The organism is Massilia sp. CCM 8734 (assembly GCF_011682155.1).
Classification (GTDB): domain Bacteria; phylum Pseudomonadota; class Gammaproteobacteria; order Burkholderiales; family Burkholderiaceae_D; genus Telluria_A; species Telluria_A rubra.
This window is the reverse complement of the sequence record NZ_WHJI01000003.1, coordinates 80,437-101,095: the sequence shown is the minus strand read 5'-3', so window position 1 is coordinate 101,095 and position 20,659 is coordinate 80,437. Positions and strand designations below refer to the sequence as shown.

The 20,659-nt window shown below is 64.6% G+C and carries 21 protein-coding genes; 13 read left to right on the top strand and 8 right to left on the bottom strand.

The window, feature by feature from the left end; all coding sequences use genetic code 11:
* Positions 1–304 precede the first annotated feature (304 nt).
* From F2P46_RS04195 to F2P46_RS04180, 4 genes are all read left to right on the top strand, one after another.
* Positions 305–1,969: an MFS transporter gene (locus F2P46_RS04195; RefSeq protein WP_229509044.1), complete on the top strand. Its 1,665-nt coding sequence runs from the start codon at positions 305–307 to the stop codon at positions 1,967–1,969.
* A 4-nt stretch (positions 1,970–1,973) separates the two neighbouring features.
* Positions 1,974–3,164 carry an HlyD family secretion protein gene (locus tag F2P46_RS04190; RefSeq protein WP_166885523.1) on the top strand — a complete coding sequence of 397 codons (1,191 nt, stop codon included), beginning with the start codon at positions 1,974–1,976 and terminating at the stop codon, positions 3,162–3,164.
* Positions 3,161–4,537: an efflux transporter outer membrane subunit gene (locus F2P46_RS04185; RefSeq protein WP_368737875.1), complete on the top strand. Its 1,377-nt coding sequence runs from the start codon at positions 3,161–3,163 to the stop codon at positions 4,535–4,537. The genes F2P46_RS04190 and F2P46_RS04185 overlap by 4 nt, the downstream gene beginning before the upstream one ends.
* 73 nt (positions 4,538–4,610) lie before the next feature.
* The gene (locus F2P46_RS04180; protein ID WP_166885521.1) at positions 4,611–5,639 is read left to right on the top strand and encodes an Rpn family recombination-promoting nuclease/putative transposase; all 1,029 of its coding nucleotides are present in this window, start codon (positions 4,611–4,613) and stop codon (positions 5,637–5,639) included.
* Between the two features lie 11 nt (positions 5,640–5,650).
* On the opposite strand, the gene F2P46_RS04175 is transcribed toward F2P46_RS04180, so the two are convergent.
* Positions 5,651–6,139, bottom strand: a complete 489-nt coding sequence (locus F2P46_RS04175; RefSeq protein WP_166885519.1) for a shikimate kinase — start codon at positions 6,137–6,139, stop codon at positions 5,651–5,653.
* 10 nt (positions 6,140–6,149) lie between these two features.
* Positions 6,150–8,996: an excinuclease ABC subunit UvrA gene (gene uvrA, locus F2P46_RS04170; protein ID WP_166885517.1), complete on the bottom strand. Its 2,847-nt coding sequence runs from the start codon at positions 8,994–8,996 to the stop codon at positions 6,150–6,152.
* Between the two features lie 381 nt (positions 8,997–9,377).
* Between uvrA and ssb the strand changes: the two genes are divergently transcribed.
* Positions 9,378–9,884: a single-stranded DNA-binding protein gene (gene ssb / locus F2P46_RS04165; RefSeq protein ID WP_054265190.1), complete on the top strand. Its 507-nt coding sequence runs from the start codon at positions 9,378–9,380 to the stop codon at positions 9,882–9,884.
* A 242-nt stretch (positions 9,885–10,126) separates the two neighbouring features.
* Positions 10,127–10,657: a DUF6622 family protein gene (locus tag F2P46_RS04160; RefSeq protein WP_166885515.1), complete on the top strand. Its 531-nt coding sequence runs from the start codon at positions 10,127–10,129 to the stop codon at positions 10,655–10,657.
* A gap of 110 nt (positions 10,658–10,767) precedes the next feature.
* Here F2P46_RS04160 and F2P46_RS36990 read toward each other — a convergent pair whose 3' ends face one another.
* A complete protein-coding gene (locus F2P46_RS36990) occupies positions 10,768–11,412 on the bottom strand; it encodes a PEP-CTERM sorting domain-containing protein (protein WP_229509042.1) in 645 nt (214 codons plus the stop codon).
* 243 nt (positions 11,413–11,655) lie between these two features.
* On the opposite strand from F2P46_RS36990, the gene F2P46_RS04150 reads away from it, so the two are divergent.
* The gene (locus tag F2P46_RS04150) at positions 11,656–12,345 is read left to right on the top strand and encodes a glutathione S-transferase family protein (RefSeq protein ID WP_166885513.1); all 690 of its coding nucleotides are present in this window, start codon (positions 11,656–11,658) and stop codon (positions 12,343–12,345) included.
* Positions 12,346–12,383: 38 nt separating this feature from the next.
* Here F2P46_RS04150 and F2P46_RS04145 read toward each other — a convergent pair whose 3' ends face one another.
* Both F2P46_RS04145 and F2P46_RS04140 read right to left on the bottom strand, forming a co-directional pair.
* Positions 12,384–13,010 carry a hypothetical protein gene (locus tag F2P46_RS04145; protein WP_166885512.1) on the bottom strand — a complete coding sequence of 209 codons (627 nt, stop codon included), beginning with the start codon at positions 13,008–13,010 and terminating at the stop codon, positions 12,384–12,386.
* A gap of 72 nt (positions 13,011–13,082) precedes the next feature.
* Positions 13,083–14,192, bottom strand: coding sequence for a hypothetical protein (locus F2P46_RS04140; protein WP_166885510.1), 1,110 nt, complete (start codon positions 14,190–14,192; stop codon positions 13,083–13,085).
* Positions 14,193–14,398: 206 nt separating this feature from the next.
* Here F2P46_RS04140 and F2P46_RS04135 point away from each other — a divergent pair, with 206 nt between their 5' ends.
* Entirely contained in the window at positions 14,399–14,851 is a 453-nt protein-coding gene (locus F2P46_RS04135; protein ID WP_166885508.1) for a DUF3592 domain-containing protein, read from the top strand.
* Positions 14,852–14,933: 82 nt separating this feature from the next.
* Here F2P46_RS04135 and F2P46_RS04130 read toward each other — a convergent pair whose 3' ends face one another.
* Positions 14,934–15,800, bottom strand: a complete 867-nt coding sequence (locus F2P46_RS04130) for a LysR substrate-binding domain-containing protein (protein ID WP_166885506.1) — start codon at positions 15,798–15,800, stop codon at positions 14,934–14,936.
* 97 nt (positions 15,801–15,897) lie between these two features.
* Between F2P46_RS04130 and F2P46_RS04125 the strand changes: the two genes are divergently transcribed.
* The 5 genes from F2P46_RS04125 to F2P46_RS04110 are packed head-to-tail and all read left to right on the top strand — an operon-like array spanning position 15,898 to position 18,746.
* The gene (locus F2P46_RS04125) at positions 15,898–16,773 is read left to right on the top strand and encodes a DMT family transporter (RefSeq protein ID WP_166885504.1); all 876 of its coding nucleotides are present in this window, start codon (positions 15,898–15,900) and stop codon (positions 16,771–16,773) included.
* Positions 16,770–17,273 (top strand): aminopeptidase P N-terminal domain-containing protein, encoded by a 504-nt coding sequence (locus F2P46_RS38525; RefSeq protein ID WP_306667668.1) that lies wholly within the window; start codon positions 16,770–16,772, stop codon positions 17,271–17,273. Before F2P46_RS04125 ends, F2P46_RS38525 begins: the two co-directional genes overlap by 4 nt.
* Complete coding sequence (locus tag F2P46_RS04120) at positions 17,161–18,111, top strand: M24B family metallopeptidase (RefSeq protein ID WP_306667667.1); 951 nt, start codon at positions 17,161–17,163, stop codon at positions 18,109–18,111. The genes F2P46_RS38525 and F2P46_RS04120 overlap by 113 nt, the downstream gene beginning before the upstream one ends.
* A gap of 54 nt (positions 18,112–18,165) precedes the next feature.
* Entirely contained in the window at positions 18,166–18,528 is a 363-nt protein-coding gene (locus tag F2P46_RS04115; RefSeq protein ID WP_166885502.1) for a glyoxalase superfamily protein, read from the top strand.
* 5 nt (positions 18,529–18,533) lie between these two features.
* Positions 18,534–18,746, top strand: coding sequence for a hypothetical protein (locus tag F2P46_RS04110; protein ID WP_166885500.1), 213 nt, complete (start codon positions 18,534–18,536; stop codon positions 18,744–18,746).
* Positions 18,747–18,776: 30 nt separating this feature from the next.
* Here F2P46_RS04110 and F2P46_RS04105 read toward each other — a convergent pair whose 3' ends face one another.
* Both F2P46_RS04105 and F2P46_RS04100 read right to left on the bottom strand, forming a co-directional pair.
* Positions 18,777–19,565, bottom strand: coding sequence for a LytTR family DNA-binding domain-containing protein (locus F2P46_RS04105; protein ID WP_166885498.1), 789 nt, complete (start codon positions 19,563–19,565; stop codon positions 18,777–18,779).
* Positions 19,562–20,605, bottom strand: coding sequence for a sensor histidine kinase (locus F2P46_RS04100; RefSeq protein WP_166885496.1), 1,044 nt, complete (start codon positions 20,603–20,605; stop codon positions 19,562–19,564). The genes F2P46_RS04105 and F2P46_RS04100 overlap by 4 nt, the downstream gene beginning before the upstream one ends.
* Positions 20,606–20,659 lie beyond the last annotated feature (54 nt).

Sequence of the window (20,659 nt, the reverse complement as noted above, 5' to 3'; positions counted from 1 at the left end):
GAAAAAAGCGCGTCTTCGGACGCGCTTTTTTTTCGTCCGCACGTTTGACGGACCCGCGCGCCACCCCGGTGTCAGGTCTGACATTCGGACACGACCTCGGCTATTCGCCAAGCGATGCCATTTTTACAGCACAGCTCGTGTCCGAATGTCAGACCTGACACCGGTTGGGTTGACAACAAGCGGGTCCGCACGCTTGACTGCCGGCGCGCTACGGTTGCAGGCAATTTATCTTATAATTTTCCCATTATCAATCCCAGAGCCGATGCGCTCGACATCGCCGGCCCGTCGCCCGGAGTCCGCCAGCATGGCAGCAGCGCCCCAGTACCTGAAACCGACTCCCGCCTGGGAAGAGCACGAAAAACCCACCATGCCGGGTTCGGCGTCGATGCCCTGGCATCCGCCCCATATCCGCTTTGCCTACGCTTGCGTGGCGCTGCTGGTCGGCATTACCGGCGGCCTGGGCAATGCACTGGTGTCGGCCAACCTGCCGGCCATCCAGGGCACCCTGGGCCTGACCCCGGCCGAAGCGGCCTGGCTGCCGGCCGCCTACATCATGGTCAACGTGACCTCGAACCTGATGGTGTTCAAGTTCCGCCAGCAGTACGGCCTGCGCCTGTTCGCCGAGATCGGCCTGTCGCTGTACGCCTTCGTCACCCTGCTGCACCTGCTGGTGGGCGGCTTCGAGATGGCCATCCTGGTGCGCGCCGTCAGCGGCCTGGCCGCCGCCACCACCAGCACCCTCGCCATGCTCTACATGCTGCAGGCCGCGCCCAAAAAATATACCGGCAAGATGCTGGTGCTCGGGGTGGGCATCGCGCAGATCGCCACGCCGCTGGCCTGGCTGATGTCGCCGGCCTTGCTCGACATGGGCCAGTGGCACAACCTGTATTTGTTCGAAGCCGGCCTGGCCCTGTGTTCGCTGGCTGCGGTGGTGGTGCTCAAGCTGCCGCCGGGGATCCACATCAAGGTGATCGAGCCGCTCGACTTCCTCACCTTTGCGCTGGTTGCGCCGGCCGTGGCCATGATCGTGGCGGTGCTGGCGCAGGGCTTCACGCGCTGGTGGTTCGATACGCCCTGGCTGGCCTACCTCCTGATCGCCGCCGTGCTGCTGTTGACGATCGCGCTGTTCATCGAGCACCACCGCGCCAACCCGCTGATCCAGACGCGCTGGCTGATGATGGGTCCCACCATCCGCTTCATGATCGGGGCGTTCCTGATCCGCTTTTTGACGTCCGAGCAGACTTACGGCGCGGTCGGCCTGCTGCGCACCCTGGGCATGGGACCGGATCAGATGCAGCCGCTGTTCGCGGTGATTTTGGCCGGCACCATCTGCGGCATGGTGGCCAGCTCGATCACCTTCAGCCCCAAGACCGTGATCCCGCAAATCCTGTTCTCGATCCTGCTGTTCGGCGTGGCCGCCTGGCTCGATTACGGCCGCACCAGCCTCGATCGCCCGCACGATTTTTTTGTGAGCCAGTTCCTGGTGGCGCTGGGCGCGGGCATGTTCATGGGGCCGATGATCATGATCGGCATCATGCAGGCGCTCAAATTCGGCGCCGACCATGTGGTGACCTTTGTCGTCATGCTGGCGATGACGCAAAGCCTGGGCGGCTTTACCGGCGCCGCCGCGCTCAGTACCTACCAGCTGCACCGCGAGCATGTGCATTCGACCGAGATCAACGCCCAGCTCAACCCGGCCGATCCCGTCGTCGCCCAGCGCCTGCGCCTGCAGCAGCAGGTCTACCAGGGCGTCAACACCGATCCGGCCCTGCGCGCCGCCCAGGGCGTGGGCCAGTTGGCCCAGATCAGCCGGCGCGAGGCGAATGTCCGCGCGTTCAACGATGTCTTCGCCCTGAGCGGCGTGATCGCCATCCTTTTCCTCGGCTGGTCGCTGTTTGTCGCCGTGCGCCTCGCGCGCCGCCAAAAGCGCGAAGCCGCAGCCTTACTCAACCAGGCACCTGCCAGATAAAAATATGAGCAATCCACTTCCTCCTTCGCGCAGCGAACCCACGGCCGACGAGGCCAATCCACCCGTACCGGGCGACTCCAGCAACACTGCCGCGCCGATCCCGCCGGCCGCCGTGCCGGTCGCTCCCGAACCTCCACCCAAGTACATCAAGCCCAAGCTGTGGACCGTGGTGCTGATGGCCGTCGTCGCGCTGGTGGGTGTTGTGCTGATCATGTGGGCGTGGCGCCTCGGCCCTTTCAACAGCACTCTGGTCCAGACCGACAACGGCTACGTGCGCGGCCAGATCACGGTGCTTGCGCCGCAGGTCAATGGCTACGTGGCCGAAGTGCTGGTCAAGGATTTCCAGTTCGTCAAAGCCGGCCAGCCGCTGCTGCGCATCGATGACCGCATTTACAAGGCGCGCGTGGAGCAGGCCGAGGCCCAGCGCGACGGCGCCATCGCCGCGCTCGATAACTTCACCCAGACCCAGGCCCAGAACCGCGCCCGTGGCGGCGCCGCGCGCGCCACCCTGGTGGCGGTGCAGGCCGAGCGCAATCGCGCCGCGGCCGAACTGGGACGGGTCGAGGAACTGGCGGCCAAGGGATCGGTGTCGCTCAATGAGCGCGACCGCGTGCGCATGACGACCCAGCTGGCTGGCGCCAATGTGCTCAAGGCCAAGGCCGATATCGCGATTGCCGAAGAAACCGTCAAGGCCACCACCGTCTCGCGCGGCGGCCTCGAAGCGCAGGTCAAGAACGCCGAAGCGCAACTGGCGCTGGCCAAGATCGATTTATCGAATACGGTGGTCAAGGCCCCGCGCGACGGCCAGGTGAGCGAAGCGTCGGTGCGCCTGGGCCAGTACGTCACGGCCGGCTCGCAGCTGCTGTTCCTGGTGCCCGACAGCATGTGGATCGTGGCGAACTTCAAGGAAAACCAGACCTGGAAAATGCGCATCGGCCAGCGCGCCACGTTCACGGTGGACGCCTTCAACGGCGCCGCATTGACGGGGCATATCGAACAGATCGCGCCGGCCACAGGCTCGGAATTTTCCGTGCTGCGCGCCGATAACGCCAGCGGCAACTTCACCAAGGTGGTCCAGCGCCTGCCGGTGCGCATCGCCATCAATCCGAGCCAGGAGCTGGCCAAGCGCCTGCGGCCCGGCATGTCGGTGATCGTCAAGGTCGATACCGTCGGCGCGGCGGAGCAGCAGCCGTGAGGCGCCGCGTCTTCCTTGTTGCAGGCATGGCCTGCGGCCTGAGTGCCTGCGTGCCGGCCCTGCGTCCCGCGCCGCCGCTCTCGAAAGTAACCGTGCCCGAGGCCTGGCGCGACGGCCCGGCCGGGCCAGCCACGGTCGATGCACAATGGTGGCGCGCCTTCGGCGACCCGGTCTTGAGCGCGCTGGTGGAAGCGGCGCTGGCGCACAACACCAACGTGCTGGCCGCCGTGGCCCGGGTCGACCAGGCGCGCGCGCTCGTTGCCGTGGCCGATGCGGCGGCGCTGCCGGCCGTGAACGCGGTGCTGGGCGGCGCGTCGGCGCGCGCGCCGGCCGGTGCGGGGCTGGTCAATTCGCGCTCGCTGCAACCGGAACTGCAAGCGAGTTGGGAGCTCGACCTGTTCGGACGCCTGCGCGACCAGTCGCGCGCGGCGTCGCTGCAGTACCAGGCCAGCCAGGCCGAACGCGATGGCGTGGCGCTGTCGGTGGCGGCCAGCACGGCGCAGGCCTACGTGGGTTTGTTGGCGCTGGACGCCCAGCTGCGGATCACCAAAGGGACGGCGGCCTCGCGCGCCGAAGCGCTGCGCCTCGCATCCGACCAGGCGCGCGTGGGCTACACCTCGCAGCTGCAACTGACCCAGGCGCAAAACGAAAACGAAACGGTGCTGCAAGCGATTCCGGAGCTGGAACTGGCCATCCGACGCCAGGAAAACAGCCTGCGCGTGCTGGTGGGCGAGCTGCCCGGCGCGGTGCTGCGCGAACGCCGCTTCCAGGACTTGCCGCTGCTGCCGGCGCCGGCGTCGGTGCCATCAAGCTTGCTGGCGCGCCGGCCCGACGTGGCGCAAAGCCAGTTGCTGCTGGCCGCGAGCGATGCCAACCTGGCGGTGCGACGCGCCGATTTTTTGCCGCACGTGACCATCAGCGCCAAGTTCGGCAGCCTGTTGACCAACGGCCGCGATTACGATCCGGTGACCTTGTGGAGCCTGGGCGGCAGCGTGCTGGCGCCGGTCTTTTCAAGCGGGCGCTTGAGCGCGCAGGTGGACGCGGCCACCGCGCAGCGCGACCAGGCGGCGTTTGCCTATCGCGGCGTGGTGCTGACGGCCTTCAGCGAAGTCGAAAACGCCCTGGCCGGCGTGACGCGCCTGCAAACCCAGATGGCGCACGCGCAAAAGCGCCGCGACATCCTCACGCGCACGCTGGACTTTGCCAAGGACCGCTACCAGGCCGGCTATGCTTCGTATCTGGAAGTGCTCGATGCGCAGCGCAATCTGTACCAGGTCGAACTCAATGCGGTGACCCTGCGCCAGAACCAGGTGAACAATATGGTGGCCTTGTACCGCGCGCTGGGCGGTGGCTGGAGCGCCGGCGCGCAGTAACAGGCTTGAACCGGGCCTCGCGCACGCCTGATATAGCGCAAGGCCAAGGCGGGGACGCTGGCTAGAATGCCCCATGCCCGCCTATAACGACCTCGGTTACCGTTCGCTGTTCGCCCACCCGGAGCTGGTGCGCGAACTGGTCACGCACTTTACGCCCTTCAAGCTGTTTGACAACATCGCGCTGTCCTGCTTCGAACCGGTCGATCCGGTGTATGTGAGCGAGCGCCTGGCGGCGCGCCAGAACGACGTCGTCTGGCGCGTGCGGATCGGCGAACAATTTCTGTACGTGTATATCCTGCTCGAATTCCAGTCCGGCGTGGACCGCTGGATGGCCTTGCGCATGCAGAACTACGTCGGTTTACTGTGCCAGAACCTGATCAAGCAGCATCAATTGCCGCCGTCTTTGCTATTGCCGCCGGTGCTGCCGCTGGTTTTCTACAACGGTGCGCCGGGCTGGAGCGCCAGCACGGACCTGGCCACGCTGCTCATGGACGGGCCCGCCGAACTGGCGTCGTTCCAGCCATCCCAGCGCTACCTGCTGATCGACCAGCAGCGCCTGGACCGGGCGGCGCTGGAAGCGAATTCCACCCTGCTGGCGCTGCTGTTTCGGCTGGAACTTTCAAGCGCTTCCGAAGTCAGAAACATGGTGTTGCCCGCGCTGCTTACCTGGTTCGACGACGCACCTCAGGAAAGCCTGCGGCTCTCGGTCGCGCAATGGATTAAGCACCTGGCGCAACGACGCGGCAACCCGGAATCGTTCGCGTTTGACAGTGTGGAAAAGGTGGCTGACATGGAACGTAAATTTGAAACCTGGTCCGAAGAATTCGAAGATATCGGTTTCCAGCGAGGACTCGCGCTGGCGGAAAAAGCCAGGGAAGAAGGCGTGGCGAAAGGGGTGGCGCAAGGCAAGCTTGAAGGGCAGGTGAGCGCGCTGCGCGGCGTGCTTGGCACCCTGCTGCACAAGCGTTTCGGCCAACTCCCGCAGTCGGCAACGCAGCGCATCGGCGAGGCTACGCAGGCGCAACTGGAACAGTGGTTCGAGCGCAGCCTGGATGCGCCCAGCCTGCCGGCGGTGTTCGGCGACGACCCGGCGCCGGCGTGATCACGCCCTGTTCAGGCGGCGTCGCCTGACAGCGGCGCGTCTTCGCGCTTGGCGCCCGGGAAGGCGTCGTACACGCGGCGGTGAAAAGCATACGAGCAGGTGTCGTCGCGCACATCGTACTCGCTTACCCACTTCAACAGGTAGGGCAGCATGCTGTCCTGTTCTTCCTTGGACGCGTACTTGTGCGGCTCCCACGGCCGCTGCGCGTTGTTGGCCAGGCAGGCGTCCTGGCCCGGATTGATGAACACCAGCTGAGTGCAGAACGGCAGCGCCTGTTCGATCAGGTCTCCGTAGCAGCCTTCCACCACCCAGTCGGGATGGCTGCGCACGAAGGCGAACAGGTCGGCCAGCACTTCGTAGGACGGCCGCGCCACCGCCACCTCGCCCGGCACCCAGAAAATGGTGTCGAGATCGAGGTGCATCAACTGGTATTGCGCGGCCATCTGGCGCGCGCGCGACGACTTGCCCGATCCCGAATTGCCCATGATCAGAACGCGCATCGCAGCTCCTTTACGCCAGCAGCGGCACCAGGTATTTGCCGGTGACGCTCTCCGGATTGGCCGCCACGTCTTCCGGCGTGCCGGCGGCGATGATCTTGCCGCCGCCCGCGCCGCCTTCGGGGCCGAGGTCGACGATCCAGTCGGCGGTCTTGACCACGTCGAGATTGTGCTCGATGATGACCAGCGTATTGCCCTGGTCGCGCAGGCGGTGGATCACCTTGAGCAGCAGGTCGATATCGTGGAAGTGCAGGCCGGTGGTCGGCTCGTCAAGGATGTACAGGGTACGCCCGGTGTCGCGCTTGGACAGCTCCAGCGACAGCTTGACGCGCTGCGCTTCGCCGCCCGACAAGGTGGTCGCGCTCTGGCCGAGGCGGATGTAGCCCAGGCCCACGTCGAGCAGGGTTTGCAGCTTGCGCGCGATCAGCGGCACCGGCTTGAAGAACTCGTGCGCCTCTTCCACCGTCATGCCCAGCACTTCGGTGATGTTCTTGCCCTTGTACTGCACTTCCAGCGTTTCGCGGTTATAGCGCTTGCCGTGGCAGACATCGCACGGCACGTACACGTCCGGCAGGAAGTGCATCTCGACCTTGATCACGCCATCGCCCTGGCACGCTTCGCAGCGCCCGCCCTTGACATTGAACGAGAAGCGCCCGGCGCTGTAACCGCGCTCTTTGGCCGCCGGGACGCCCGAGAACAGGTCGCGGATCGGCGTGAACAAGCCGGTGTAGGTGGCCGGGTTCGAGCGCGGCGTGCGCCCGATCGGGGCCTGGTCGACCGAGATGACCTTGTCGAAGTGTTCCAGGCCGCTGATGGAGTCGTGCGGCGCCGGTTCCGTCTGCGAGCCATACAGGTGGCGCGACAGGGCCGGGTACAAGGTGTCGTTTACCAGCGACGACTTGCCCGAACCGGACACGCCGGTCACGCAGGTCATCAGGCCCACCGGCAGCTTGAGCGTGACTTTTTTCAGGTTGTTGCCGGTGGCGCCGGTGATCACCACCTGCTTGTTGGCGTCGGCCACGTGGCGCTTCTTGGGCACCGCGATTTTGAGCGAGCCATTCAGGTAGCGCGCGGTCAGCGATTTTTTGTTCTTGAGGATGTCCTTGAGCGTGCCTTCGGCGATGATCTCGCCGCCATGCACGCCGGCGCCCGGCCCCATGTCGACGATGTAGTCGGCGGTGCGGATCGCGTCTTCGTCATGCTCGACGACCAGCACGCTGTTGCCGATGTCGCGCAGGTGCTTGAGCGTTTCGATCAGGCGGTCGTTGTCGCGCTGGTGCAGGCCGATCGACGGTTCGTCGAGCACGTACATCACGCCGGTCAGGCCCGAACCGATCTGCGAGGCCAGGCGGATGCGCTGCGCTTCGCCGCCCGAGAGCGTATCGGCGCTGCGGTCGAGCGAGAGGTAATCGAGGCCCACGTTGTTGAGGAATTTGAGGCGCGAGACGATCTCCTTGACCACGCGGTCGGCGATCTCTTTCTTGGCGCCCTTGAGCGTGAGCTTCTCGAAGAACTCCAGGCATTCGCGCAGCGGTTTGCGCGCGACCTCGTAAATGGCGCGCTGCTGCTTGCCGGTGCCGACCTTGACGTGGCGCGCTTCCACGCGCAGGCGCGCGCCTTCGCACGACGGGCACTGCTTCTCGTTGATGAACTTCGCCAGCTCCTCCTTGACGGCCATCGAATCGGTTTCGCGATAGCGCCGTTGCAGGTTGGTGACCACGCCTTCGAACGTATGCTCGCGAATGACCGTGCGACCGCGCTCGTTCACATAGGTGAACGGAATCGAAGTCTTGCCGGAGCCGTACAACACCGCCTGCTGCGACGCCAGGTCGAGCTGCTCGAACGGCATGTCGATATCGAACTCGTAGTGGCTGGCGAGGTTCGACAGCATCTGGAAGTAGAACTGGTTGCGCCGGTCCCAGCCCTTCACCGCGCCCGAGGCCAGCGACAGGTTGGGAAAGGCGACGATGCGGCGCGGGTCGAAAAATTCGATGTGACCGAGGCCGTCGCATTCGGGGCAGGCGCCCATCGGATTATTGAACGAGAACAGGCGCGGCTCGAGCTCCTGCAGCGAGTAGCCGCAGGTGTTGCAGGCGAACTTGTTGGAGTAGACGTGTTCCTGGGCTGTTTCCATTTCAAGCACCACGGCGCGGCCGTCGGCCAGGCGCAGCGCGGTCTCGAAGCTCTCGGCCACGCGCTGCTTGATCTCGGCGTTCACCTTGACCCGGTCGATGACCACGTCGATGGTGTGCTTCTCGGTTTTTTTCAGCTTGGGCAGGTCGTCGATCTCGTAGATCTTGGCGTCGTGGGTGCCGCTCTGGATGCGAAAGCGCACGAAGCCCTGCGCCTGCATCGACTCGAACAGGTCGCTGTGCTCGCCCTTGCGGTTGGCCACCACGGGCGCCAGGATCATCAGCTTGGTGTCTTCGGGCATGGCCAGCACCGCGTCGACCATCTGCGAGACCGTCTGCGCGGCCAGCGCGTGGTCCGGGTGGTTGATGCAGTAAGGCGTGCCGACGCGCGCGTACAACAGGCGCAGGTAATCGTGGATCTCGGTGACCGTGCCGACGGTGGAGCGTGGATTGTGCGAGGTGGCCTTCTGTTCGATCGAGATGGCCGGCGACAGGCCTTCGATCAGATCGACATCGGGCTTTTCCATCAACTGCAGGAACTGGCGCGCGTAGGCCGACAGCGATTCGACATAGCGGCGCTGCCCCTCGGCGTACAAGGTGTCGAACGCCAGCGACGACTTGCCGGAGCCGGACAAGCCGGTGATCACAATGAGCTTGTTGCGTGGCAGGTCGAGATTGATGTTCTTCAGGTTGTGCGTACGTGCGCCGCGAATGCGGATCTGTTCCATGTGTTGTGTGCCTTAAACGGGTCAGCTCATACTATAGCTGTGTTTCGAAAGCGACGTCTGCGGGGACGATTGCCGCGTCCACAGGTGCGCCAGGGGCGTATTGATCTTACTCAGGGATTTTGCAGCTTTTAACTGTGTTTCTACTGTACATAATACCAGTATTCATGCCGCCAGCAAACGGATGACGAGTCGACAAGGGCGGAACTCCGTGCCGGCTTTGTTGTCTGATCTTACAGTTTGCATGGCCAAGCGGCTGGACGGGGAGGGTGCCGGTGCGGGAGAGAATAGACATTTGGAATCCCGGCTGACATATAATCCTCCTCTGGCAAAAAATCATCGCGCCGCGGGACGCACGCCGCAGCAGTTCAACAGGAGCAATACATGGCATCAGTCAATAAAGTCATCATCGTCGGCAACTTGGGGCGCGATCCGGAAATCCGCTACATGCCCAGCGGTGACGCCATCGCCAACATCGCCGTCGCGACCTCGTACAAGTCGAAGGACCGCAACACCGGCGAGCAAAAAGAGCTGACCGAGTGGCACCGCATTTCGTTCTTCGGCCGCCTGGCCGAAATCGTCGGGCAATACCTGAAAAAAGGGTCCTCGGTCTACGTCGAAGGTCGCCTGCAGACCCGTAAATACACCGACAAGGACGGCGTCGAGAAGTACGCGACCGAAATCGTCGCCGAGCAGATGCAGATGCTGGGCGGACGCCAGGGCATGGGCGGCGACGCCGGCGGCGGCATGGACGATGGCGGCGGCTACGATTCGCAGCCGCAGCAGAGCCGTCCGGCGCCACAGCGCCAGGCTCCGCCTGCGCCAGCGGCCCGTCCGGCGCCGAAGCCAGCGCCGAATTTCTCGGACATGGATGACGACATTCCGTTCTGAGAACGGTGACGCCCTTTCTGTGAAAAAGCCCCTGTAACGGATTGACGTTACCGGGGCTTTTCTCTATGTGCGGACTGTTCGTACCGGCGCTTGCAGCCTGGGCATCGGCATTGCGCGCCTCTGCATTTGGCGCTGCCCAACTGCATTTCGCGCCGGTATCCGGTGATTCGTCGCATAACTTCCCTCCGTGCTCCCGTCGCGGGCAAAGTGGCACCAACTTAAGCAACTTTGCGGAGCCCACCATGCTGATTCAGATCCTGACCCACACCCCCATCTATGTTTGGGCCATTCTGGCCATGCTGGTGTATCGCGGCGTCATCGCCATGCGCGATCGCGAAATGGCGATCCGGAAGCTGTTCATCATTCCCGTCATCATGCTGGCCTTGTCGCTGCAGGACATCGTGGCAAAGTTTGGTACCGCCTTCCTGCCGCTGTGCGCCTGGGCTGGCGCTACGGTGGCGCTGACCTTGCTCGTTGCGAAGTCCGGCGGCGCAGGGGCGAGCGCCGGCGCCACGCCCGGCAGCCTGCGTGTCCATGGCAGTGCGGCGCCGCTGATGATGATGATGGCGATTTTCTTCACCAAGTACGTCACGGCGGTGACGCTGGTCATGCATCCTGGCGCCAGCCACAATGCATTGTTTTCAACCCTGGTGTGCGCCTTGTTCGGCGTCTTTAACGGCTATTTCTTGGGCAGCCTGGCGGGCAAGCTGATGACCTGGCAGTCATTGCGCGCATCGGCCAAGGGCAGCAACTACTTGACGGCCGCAGCGTAAATGGCGCCTACGTCACGACGGATAACTGCGCCATGACCCGATGAGGTCCTGATTGTGAAAAAGCCCTGTCACTAACTACAGTGACAGGGCTTGTCGACTTCTGGCGCAGCTTAGCGCGCCTGCTTGCGGCGCCGTGCGATACCAATCCCGGCAATACCCAGGCCGAGCAAGGCCAGCGAGCCCGGTTCCGGCACAGTGTTGGTCGGCAGCGCGGTCAGGCCGGCATTGTAGTAAAAGGTGCCGCTCATGAGCGCGCCGCCATCGCAAGACTGGTTGAACGACGCGTCGAACATGTCGATGGCGCCGGACTTGAAGCTCAACTGCTTGACGGTGAAACTGCCTTTGACCTTGTTGCATCCCCTGTGGTTGTAGCTCACGTCCAGGCCGGGATGGCCCGGCGAAGCGAACGATGCCCGCTCCGCATTCGTATACGTGACCCCGGCCTGCAAGGGAACACCCAGTGCCTCACTCGAAAAATCCAGCATGGCGTATTTGGTTTCAGGTTTGTCAAACATGAACAAAAAACGCAGGAAGTCGGTCTCAGGAGCAGCGGCCGTACCGCTATTGTTGAAGAAGGTAGCCTTGTTAAAGACGAGCAGCGGATCGTTGGACGAATACACATTGTCAACCAGCTTTCCTGCGCTGATATAGTCCCCTGGTGTCGCCGCCATGGTGAAGTGGGCTACCGAGGCCTGGCTCGATGCAGCCAGCAGGGTCGATGCGATGAGGAAGGCCTTGCCGATCTTGAATTTCATTGCGTTTGTTCCGATGAGATAAGTAATCATCTGTACAAGCAAATTTCATGCCATTTACGCAAGAAATAGATATGTTGTTTTTAATCAATAAGTTGCATCAAGGATAAATTGGTGGCTGTGTTTCATCTTCGTGCCAGTGTAAAGTTTTCCGACACTGCCGCGTGCGCACATCCCGACAGCCGGTTTTGACGCGGCGCGCTATCGGGCACATACTTTGCCACTTCGGACAAGCAAAGGCCTCCCATGAATGCGCTCACGCTCCACTACCACCCCCTGTCCTCCTGCTGCCACAAGGTCTTGATCGCGCTCGACGTGCTCGGCATCGAGCTCGACAAGCGTCTGCTCAACCTGGGCGACCCCGACGAGCGCGCCGCGCACCTGGCGCTGTGCCCGACCGGCAAGATGCCACTCCTGATGGACGGGCCGCGCGCGGTGCCCGAAACGAGCATCATCATCGAATACCTGCAGCGCCACCACGCCGCCCCGGGCCGCACCCTCATTCCGGACGCGCCCGACGCGGCGCTCGACGTGCGCTTGTGGGACCGCCTGTGCGACCTGTACGTGATGACGCCGATGCAGGCGCTCACGGCCGACCTGCTGCGCCCGGAAAGCGAGCGCGACGCGCGCACCGTGACCCAGGCGCGCGCCGGCCTGGCCTCGGCCTATGCGTTCATCGAGCGCCAACTGGAAGGGCGCACCTGGATCGCCGGCGACGCTTTCAGCATGGCCGACTGCGCCGCCGCGCCAGCCTTGTTTTACGCGATGGCGTACGTGCCGCTGGCGCCGCAGCATGGGCGCCTGGCGGCGTACGTGGCGCGCTTGATGGAACACCCCTCGGTCGCGCTCACCATCGAGCAGGCGCGGCCCTACTTCAAGTTCTTTCCTGGGCGCAGCGGCTTGTCGCGCAGCTACTTCGACCCCGCCGCAGCCTGAGGAGGAGGCCGGCGCGGGTTGACGCCGGCGCGCTTCGCTTACGGGACGAGAGCGCTTACCGGCGCTTGCAACAACCAGCCTTTTGCCGGTTGCGACTTAAAATCCCTGAACGTGCCTTTTTCGGCCTCGATTAGTGCTCCCAGGACGGCACCGGTCAGGGCGCCCCCGACAATGCCAGCGCCGCTGTTGAGAGGCGTGAAGGCCAAGGCCGTCTTCGCGCCTGACATATCGTCCGGGCGCGGCGCGAGTGGCGCAACTTTCGAAAAATCTGGCCTGTCGTCCGGATGGAAGACCATCAATGGCCGATTTGTTCCGATAATGTGGAACACGGTCGGTTCATTGCCCGGCTTTTTCGGCAGCAGGATGCCGCATTCCCACGCGCTGCCGGCCAGGGCGTCTTCCTTGCGCGGCCGGCCGGTCAAATACACGCACATGGGGGGACCGGCGAAGTAGGTTCCTGCCTCATCCTCGAATTTTCCAACATACGTTCCCGGCACGAGTGTGACGTCCCAAAACCCCAGCTTCCATTTCACCTCCTCCTTGACCTGCAATACCTGCTCGTTGGCGGGCCGCCGCAATGTTTCTGGCCGGGCGGCGCAACCCGCAACGACCAGGGCGGTGAACAAAGCCAGTGCTGCGCGGGGAAGATCTTTTCGGGGAAACATGGGTGAGGTACTTTCAAATGCCAAAACGATGAGAAGGCGTTTATTCTACTATCGCCCGCACTCGACATACATTCATGCCCGATCCGCCCACGCCAGCGGCCATTCCACAATGGCGTGCGGGCCGACGGCGACCAGCACGGCGCGCGCCGCATCATGAAAGCGGGCGCTAAAACCCGGCAAGACCGCTACCCGCGCGCGCGACGCCAGGTCCCAGATGCTCGTTTCCGTGGCGGCGGCGACGATGATGCGCTTGCCGTCGCAGAACAGGTCGAGCACATCGGCTTGCTTGTCCATTTCCATCGGAAACTTCCGCTCCGGCGTGCCGGTGTTTTCCCGCGTCGCGTCGACAATGTAGACGCCCGGCTCTTGGATCGATGCGTTGACATGGGGGTCTTCCTCGTCCGCGATGTTCCATAGCGCGATGTGGCGCTCGTCGATCCAGCAGGCCGGGTAGTCCCAGCCGTCACGCATCATGAGGATCACCGCCGAGGCGCCATCTTCGGTTTCCCATGGATTGGCGCCGAGCCAGCCGGTCACCGACCAGGCCCGCGCCATGCCGCCCGAGGCCCAGACCCAGCCATCGTTAAACATGCGGCTGCCGTCCGGGCTGGGGCACAGCCGTCCATGAAAGAAGTCGAGGTAATGACGCGGCTGTTCCTTGCCGGACTCGTAATGCGCGATGTGGCGTTCGGCCAGCGACTCGCCGCTCGCCGCATCGGCCGCGTCGAGGCGGTTCCACTCGCTGCGATGAACGAACACGTTGCGCCCTTCATGGCGCAGGAAACATGCGCTGAAAGGCACCTCGGCGGCGTGATAGTTCTCGCCGCCGAGGCGCAAGGTGATCTTGCCGGAACGCGTCTCCAGGACCACGCCGGCCTGGCCGCGGTCGAGCACGATGGCGGCGTACGCGCCGTCCAGCGAGGCGTGCAGCCGCAAGCGGGCCGGATTGGCGCCGGCGCCCGCTGGCACTGCGGGAAGCGCTACCCGGCACAGTTCGGCCACCGCTCCGCTGGCAGGATCGACGCCGTGCAGCGCGCCGTCCGCCGTCAGGACCAGCAGCTGGCCATACGGCGCGTCGACCGCGCAGGCATCGACAATCGCCGCCCCCGGCCATGCGAGCGAGCGTAGCCGGCAAGCATGGCCATCGCCGGCCCGCAGCAGGCTGTCATGGATGGAAAGCATGGAGTTCCTAGAGTGGCACGATGCCCATCCGGGCCACGTTGATTGTGAAATGCATGAAAAAGACCGATGAAGTTGCAAGAATGGGCAAAATGATCACGTTGCAATAATGAAACAGAAATCGCAAAAATGCAATAATTACCGGACGTATTGACGAGCGATATGGGATACTTGTTGCGTTTTTAACTACATAATATCCGTGAGTCATCATGAAGAAACCGTTTCTTACCTTACTCGTCACCTTTGTCGGGTTCTTTGCCGCGTTCGTCTCGATGAACATCAAGAAGATCGATACCCACAGCGCGATCGCGAAGGCGCCGGTATTCGTGCTGGCCACGCCGGAAGGCATCACCAAGAAAACCAAGAAGCTCAGCACCAGCTACCAGGTCAATTACACCTATGCGGTTGACGGCGCCACCTACAAGATCGACACGGACTGGGTCAAGACGGTTGAGCAAGCCGAAAAGATGGCGTCCGAGCCGGTGCAGGTCGCCTTTGCCGCTGGCAAGCCGGACAATGGCATTTTCAAGACCGAATACGATACGCACGATCGCAGCGAAAGTGTATGGGGCGCACTTTTGATGGCGGCCGGAATGGGCCTGGTGGCTGCGGCTGGATTTACCCTGGTCCTGCTCTGGAAATTCCCCTGGTTGCGGCGCTGATGCGCCCCAGCGGCGGCGGCCCCCGCTGCCGTCACTAAAAAACCAGCCTCGCGGGGCTGGTTTTTTTGCGCCGGCGGCAAGCTCACGCCACCGCGCGCCAGGGCCGTAACGCCGCCATGATTTCGCCGGCCAGGCACTCCACCGCCGGGGTACTGCTGCCGCGGCCCCGGATCAGCACCACCTCGAGCGGCTCGAGCGGCGGCAAGCCTTCCGCGTCGCCCAGGCGCGCCAGGTGCGGGGGGACGCTGCACTCGGCCAGCGCGGCCACCGCCAGGCCCGCATCGACCATCGCCACGATGCCCAAGAGGCTCGGGCTGCTGTAAGTTGCCCCATACGGCCTGCCACTTTTTTCCAGCGCGGCCAGGGTGTGCTCGCGCGCCATGCAGCCCTTGTCGAACAGCGCCACCGGCAGCGGCGATTTTTTCCACACCGCATGCCGTTGCGAGCCGACCCAGACCATCTCTTCACGCCGGATCAGGGTCCCTTCCAGGTCGTCGGCGCGGGTCACCAGCGCCAGGTCGATCTGCCCCTTTTGCAGCAGCGGCTTGAGCAGCGTGCTTTGCAGGCACACCAGCTCGATCTCGACATTGGCGAACAGCTTGGTGAAGCGCTCCAGCACCGGCGGCAGCAGGGACGCCACGTAATCGTCCGGCGCGCCCAGCACCACGCGTCCGACCACTTCCTGGGTGCGCAGCGCGGCCAGCGCCTGCGCCTCGAGCGCCAGCATCTGGCGCGCGTACGGCAGCAGGCGCTCGCCCGCCGCCGTCAGTTCAATGCGCCGCGTGTGGCGCGCAAAGAGCGCCTGGCCGACCGTTTCTTCGAGCTTCATGATCTGCATGCTCACCGCCGCCTGCGAACGGTGCACGGCGTCGGCCGCGCCGATGAAACTCATGTTGTCGGACGCGGCAACGAAGGTGCGCAGCTGGTTCAGGTTCAGGTCGGAAGTCATGGTTTCGATTATCGAATGAATTTCATCAAATAAATCAGCTTGTTTGATGCGTGGCGCTGTCCGATCATAGCCTGAAACCACGCACAGGAGAGAATCCATGTCCAATCCCGCCGTATCGTTCGCCGCCGCCATGATCATGCTTGGCACGCTCGGTATTTTCTTCCACGAAGCCGCCCTGGCGCCGGTGATCACCGTGTTTTTTCGCTGCGCCTTCGGCGCCGCCATCCTGCTGGCGTACTGCGCTTGCAAAGGCTTGCTCACGAAAAAGAATGCCTCGCTCAACAACCTCGGACTGGCGCTCGGCAGCGGCGTCCTGATGTGCCTGAACTGGGTGATGTTCTTCGAAGCCATCGCCCGCATCGGCATTTCCATGACCACCATCGTGTACCACGTGCAGCCGTTCCTGGTGCTGATCTTTGGTTCGCTGCTGCTCAAGGAACGGGTCGGGGCCAGCAATGTCGGCTGGGTCGCGCTGGGATTTGCCGGCCTGGTGCTGGCATGCGGGCTGAAAAGCGGCATGACGCTCGATTCCGCCTACCTGACCGGCATCGCCTTCACGCTCGGCGCCGCCATCGCCTATGCCGGGGTGACGCTCACCACGCGCGCCATCCGCGGCATGCCGCCCCAGCTCACCGCCCTGACCCACTGCCTCACCGGCGCCGTGCTGACGGCCGGTTTTTTCAGCATGCCGGAGGGCGGCATCGGTGGCGCCCAGTGGGGCTGGCTGGCCGGCCTGGGCCTGATCCCGACCGCGCTCGCCTACGTGATGGTGTACGGCGCCACCCCGCGCATGCAGACCGCCGCCATCGCCGTGCTCACCTTTCTGTATCCGGCCTGCGCGCTGGTGGTCGATTACCTGGTCTACGGCCACGCGCTCGGCGCGCTGCAACTGGCCGGCTTCGGGCTGATCGCCTGCGCCACGCTCGGCGTCAACCTGGAATGGCAGTTATTCCCTGCCGTGAAGAGGGCATGATGCATCCCTACCGCACCCGGCGCGCGCAGCTGATCGCGCAGATGCGCCAACACGGCGGCGGCGTGGCCGTCATTCCCACCGCGCCCGAAGTCATGCGCAACAACGATGTCGAGTATCCGTTCCGGCACGACAGCTATATCCATTACCTGTCCGGCGTGACCGAACCGGAAGCGATGATCGTGCTGGTCGCCGGGGCGCAGTCGCGTGCCATCTTGTTTTGCCGCGACCAGGACCCGGCGCACGCAATCTGGCATGGCGTGCGCCATAGCCCGCAGCAAGCCTGCGCGCATTTCGGCTTCGACCAGGCGTTTCCGATCGCCGCGCTCGACGAGCAAATGCCGGCCCTGCTGGCCAACGTCCCGGCCCTGTTCGCCGGCATGGGCCGCAATGCCGCTTTCGACGAGCGCCTGCACGGATGGCTGCGCGGCGTGCGCCAGGCCGGGCGCGCGGGCGTGCGCGCGCCGGCGCGCGGGCGTGCGCGCGCCGGCGCGCATCCATGACGTCCACATGCTGCTTGACGAGATGCGGCTGATCAAGGATGACGGCGAACTCGACCTCATGCGGCGCGCCGCCGCCGTCTCGGCCGACGCCCACCTGCGCGCCATGCGCATGGCCCGCGCGGGTCTGGCCGAGTACCAGGTCGAGGCCGAGCTGCTGTATGAATTCCACCGCCAGGGGGCGGCCGCGCCGGCCTACCCGTCGATCGTGGCGGCGGGCGCGAATGCCTGCGTGCTGCACCACAATCCCGGCCGCACCGTGTTGCGGGATGGCGAGCTGCTGCTCATCGATGCCGGTTGCGAGCTGGGCAGTTACGCGGCCGACATCACGCGCACCTTCCCCGTCAGCGGGCGGTTTTCGCCGGCGCAAAGGCGGATCTACCAGATCGTGCTGGATGCGCAACTGGCCGCCATCGCCGCCGTGCGTCCCGGCGCCGATGTCATGGCGCCGCACGAGGCGGCGGTGCGCATCCTGGCCCAGGGCATGCTCGATACCGGACTGTTGCAGGCCGACCGCGTCGGCGCGCTGGACGACGTCATCGGCAGCGGCGCCTGGCGCCAGTTTTTCATGTGCAAAACCAGCCACTGGCTCGGCATGGACGTGCATGACGTCGGCAGCTACCGCGAGCCGGGCGGCGACGCCTGGCGCATCCTGCAGCCCGGCATGACGCTCACCGTCGAACCGGGCCCGTACATCCGGCCGGGGCCGGGCGTGCCGGAGCAGTACTGGCACATCGGCATCCGCATCGAGGATGATGTGGCGGTGCTGCCGGCGGGCCGGGAAGTGATGAGCGCCGGCGTGCCCAAGGCGCTGGACGAACTCGAAGCGCTGCTGCGTTGACAAGGCGCACCACATGGCGCAGTCTGGGAAGATCAAACCCATCAGGAGCGACGCATGCATCTTTCCCCGCCCATTCCCATCCTGCGCATCTTTTCCGAGCAAAAAGCGCGCGAGCATTATCTGGATTTCCTCGGCTTCCGCTGCGAGTGGGAGCACCGTTTCGAGGAGGGCATGCCCTTGTACATGGAAGTCAAACGCGGCGAGCTGGTCATCCACCTGAGCGAGCACCACGGCGACGCCACGCCGGGCTCGACCATCTTCGTCCACGTCGATGACATCGACGCGCTGCACCGGGAACTGACGGCGAAGAATTACCCGTATGCGCGCCCGGGCGTGGACGATTTGCCGTGGGGCAGAGTGATGCAGGTCGGCGATCCTTTCGGCAACCGCATCCGCTTTTGCCAGCCGCCGGCATGACGCTCATGGGAAAAATCGTCCTGGAAGGGTGGAACCCGGGCTTTAATAAGATTGCCCTGAACTATTTGCTACGAGCGCAATTCGGCTATTCGCTCGCCTCGGCAAAACGCCTTGTCGACGACATATTGCAAAATCAACGGATCGAATTGGCGCTGCCGGATGCGGAAATGACTGACATCAAGCTGGCCTTGGAGGCCATCGGCGTGCGGGTTACCTAGCTCAAGAGCCGCCAGCGCCACCGGGCCGCGCTACATCTGCCGGAAATGATGCAGGTAGCTGCGGCTGACCGGCAGCACCTCGGTCCGTCCGCGCAGGTGCACTTCGGCCGTCTCGTTCACCCCGCGCACCACTTCGCTCACGTAATGCAGATTGACGATCGCCGAACGGTGGATCTGCACGAAACGTTCCGGATCGAGTTCATCGCCCAGTTCGCGGATACTCTTGCGTATCAGCGCCTCGCCGTCCATCCACACGACCGAGGTGTACTTGCCCTCCGCGCGCATGAAGGCCACCTGCTCCACCGGAATCAAGCGCACGCGGCTGCCGACCGAGGCCTTGATCCACTGCAGCCAGTTGCGCGGCCCGGCGCGCTGGCGCAGCTCGCTGGCCATGCGCTCGAGCACGGCGTCGAAGGCCGGCCCGGCGGCGGGCGCCGTTTCCAGCCGCGCCTGCAAGCGCCGCACCGTGTCGGCCAGGCGCGCCGCATCGACCGGCTTGACCAGGTAATCGATCGCGCCTTGCTCGAAGGCCTGCACCGCGTACTGCTCGTAGGCGGTCACGAACACGATCTGCGCGCGCCGCGCCAGCGCGCGCGCCGCCTCGATCCCGTTCAGCCCCGGCATATGCACATCCAAAAACACGATCGCCGGCGCATGCTGGTCGAACAGCTCGACCGCCTCGGCGCCGTTGCGGGCGTCGGCCACGATCTCCAGTTGCGGCCACAGCCGCGCCAGTTGCGCGCGCAGGTGCTCGCGCAGCAGCGGTTCGTCGTCGGCGATCAGGGCGGTGGGGTGGCTCAAGCGGCTCAAGTGGCTCATGTAGCGCTCCGTGGCGTAAAAGTGAGTTCGACGTGCACGCCGTGCGGCGTTTCTTCATGCAGGTCGAGGCGCGCGCCGGGACCGTAGAACGCTTGCAGGCGCGTACGCACATTGGCCAGTCCCGTGCCCGGCTGGGCCGATTCCGACATGCCCTGTCCGCTGTCGCCCACCCACAGGCTGACGCGCCCGCTGGCGTCGGCCTTGCCGCCGACCTCGATGCGCCCGCCCTCCAGGCTCGGATCGATACCGTGGCGCACCGCGTTTTCAACCAGGGTCAGCAGGGCCATCGCCGGAAACGGCAGGCTGTTCAGTTCCGGCGCCACCCGCACGCTGAAGCGCAAGCGGTCGGGCATGCGCATGTGCATCAGCTCCAGGTAGGCGCGCACCAGCTGCAGTTCGGTGTCGAGCGTGGCGTCGGCATCGTTCAGGCGCGGCATGGCGGCCTTGAGGTAGGCGATCAGGTGGCGCAGCACCGGGCCGGCATTGTCCGACTTGGCCTCGACCAGCGCGGCGATATTGGCCAGCGTATTGAACAGGAAGTGCGGCTCGATCTGTGCCTGCAGCAAGCGCAGGCGCGCGGCCGTCAGTTCGCGTTCGAGCGTGTCGCGCTCGCGCTCTTCGCGCAGGCGCGCGGCGCGCTCCTTGGCCCTGCGTTCGACCCGCAGCGCCGCCAGCGTCACCAGCGTGCCGACCACGACCGACAGGATGGCCAGCATGATGTAGCCGAGCACCAGCTCGCGCCGGGCCGGAATGTGCTCGGTCAGCACGAAAATCGCCAGCGTGGCCACTGGCGCCACGAGTACCACCGCCAGCAGCCGCGGCAGCGGACGCCAACCCAAGGCGCCGCCCGCCGTGTAAGTGAGCAGCAAGAGCGCGCCGATGAACCCGATGCGCAGCAGCACCGACAGGAAAGGGCCGGACGACAAGGCCGACAGCACCCACGACAGCTGCAGCGTGATGAGCAGCGCCACCAGCGACTGGCGCAGGGTCGGCAGGGCCGGATGGCGCGCGGGCGGGGAGAGGAGCGGCGGCGTGGTCATCCCGTCACAATAACCGTTCGGCGCGCGTCGTTCAAGCCCGGAAAACCGCCGCCC

What these genes read in the sequence shown, in the direction of transcription:
- F2P46_RS04195 (WP_229509044.1), top strand. Translation starts at nt 305, where the DNA reads ATGGCAGCAGCGCCCCAGTACCTGAAACCGACTCCCGCCTGGGAAGAG.
- F2P46_RS04190 (WP_166885523.1), top strand. Translation starts at nt 1,974, where the DNA reads ATGAGCAATCCACTTCCTCCTTCGCGCAGCGAACCCACGGCCGACGAG.
- F2P46_RS04180 (WP_166885521.1), top strand. Translation starts at nt 4,611, where the DNA reads ATGCCCGCCTATAACGACCTCGGTTACCGTTCGCTGTTCGCCCACCCG.
- F2P46_RS04175 (WP_166885519.1), bottom strand. Translation starts at nt 6,139, where the DNA reads ATGCGCGTTCTGATCATGGGCAATTCGGGATCGGGCAAGTCGTCGCGC.
- uvrA (WP_166885517.1), bottom strand. Translation starts at nt 8,996, where the DNA reads ATGGAACAGATCCGCATTCGCGGCGCACGTACGCACAACCTGAAGAAC.
- ssb (WP_054265190.1), top strand. Translation starts at nt 9,378, where the DNA reads ATGGCATCAGTCAATAAAGTCATCATCGTCGGCAACTTGGGGCGCGAT.
- F2P46_RS04160 (WP_166885515.1), top strand. Translation starts at nt 10,127, where the DNA reads ATGCTGATTCAGATCCTGACCCACACCCCCATCTATGTTTGGGCCATT.
- F2P46_RS36990 (WP_229509042.1), bottom strand. Translation starts at nt 11,412, where the DNA reads ATGAAATTCAAGATCGGCAAGGCCTTCCTCATCGCATCGACCCTGCTG.
- F2P46_RS04150 (WP_166885513.1), top strand. Translation starts at nt 11,656, where the DNA reads ATGAATGCGCTCACGCTCCACTACCACCCCCTGTCCTCCTGCTGCCAC.
- F2P46_RS04145 (WP_166885512.1), bottom strand. Translation starts at nt 13,010, where the DNA reads ATGTTTCCCCGAAAAGATCTTCCCCGCGCAGCACTGGCTTTGTTCACC.
- F2P46_RS04140 (WP_166885510.1), bottom strand. Translation starts at nt 14,192, where the DNA reads ATGCTTTCCATCCATGACAGCCTGCTGCGGGCCGGCGATGGCCATGCT.
- F2P46_RS04135 (WP_166885508.1), top strand. Translation starts at nt 14,399, where the DNA reads ATGAAGAAACCGTTTCTTACCTTACTCGTCACCTTTGTCGGGTTCTTT.
- F2P46_RS04130 (WP_166885506.1), bottom strand. Translation starts at nt 15,800, where the DNA reads ATGACTTCCGACCTGAACCTGAACCAGCTGCGCACCTTCGTTGCCGCG.
- F2P46_RS04125 (WP_166885504.1), top strand. Translation starts at nt 15,898, where the DNA reads ATGTCCAATCCCGCCGTATCGTTCGCCGCCGCCATGATCATGCTTGGC.
- F2P46_RS38525 (WP_306667668.1), top strand. Translation starts at nt 16,770, where the DNA reads ATGATGCATCCCTACCGCACCCGGCGCGCGCAGCTGATCGCGCAGATG.
- F2P46_RS04120 (WP_306667667.1), top strand. Translation starts at nt 17,161, where the DNA reads ATGCCGCTTTCGACGAGCGCCTGCACGGATGGCTGCGCGGCGTGCGCC.
- F2P46_RS04115 (WP_166885502.1), top strand. Translation starts at nt 18,166, where the DNA reads ATGCATCTTTCCCCGCCCATTCCCATCCTGCGCATCTTTTCCGAGCAA.
- F2P46_RS04110 (WP_166885500.1), top strand. Translation starts at nt 18,534, where the DNA reads ATGGGAAAAATCGTCCTGGAAGGGTGGAACCCGGGCTTTAATAAGATT.
- F2P46_RS04105 (WP_166885498.1), bottom strand. Translation starts at nt 19,565, where the DNA reads ATGAGCCACTTGAGCCGCTTGAGCCACCCCACCGCCCTGATCGCCGAC.
- F2P46_RS04100 (WP_166885496.1), bottom strand. Translation starts at nt 20,605, where the DNA reads ATGACCACGCCGCCGCTCCTCTCCCCGCCCGCGCGCCATCCGGCCCTG.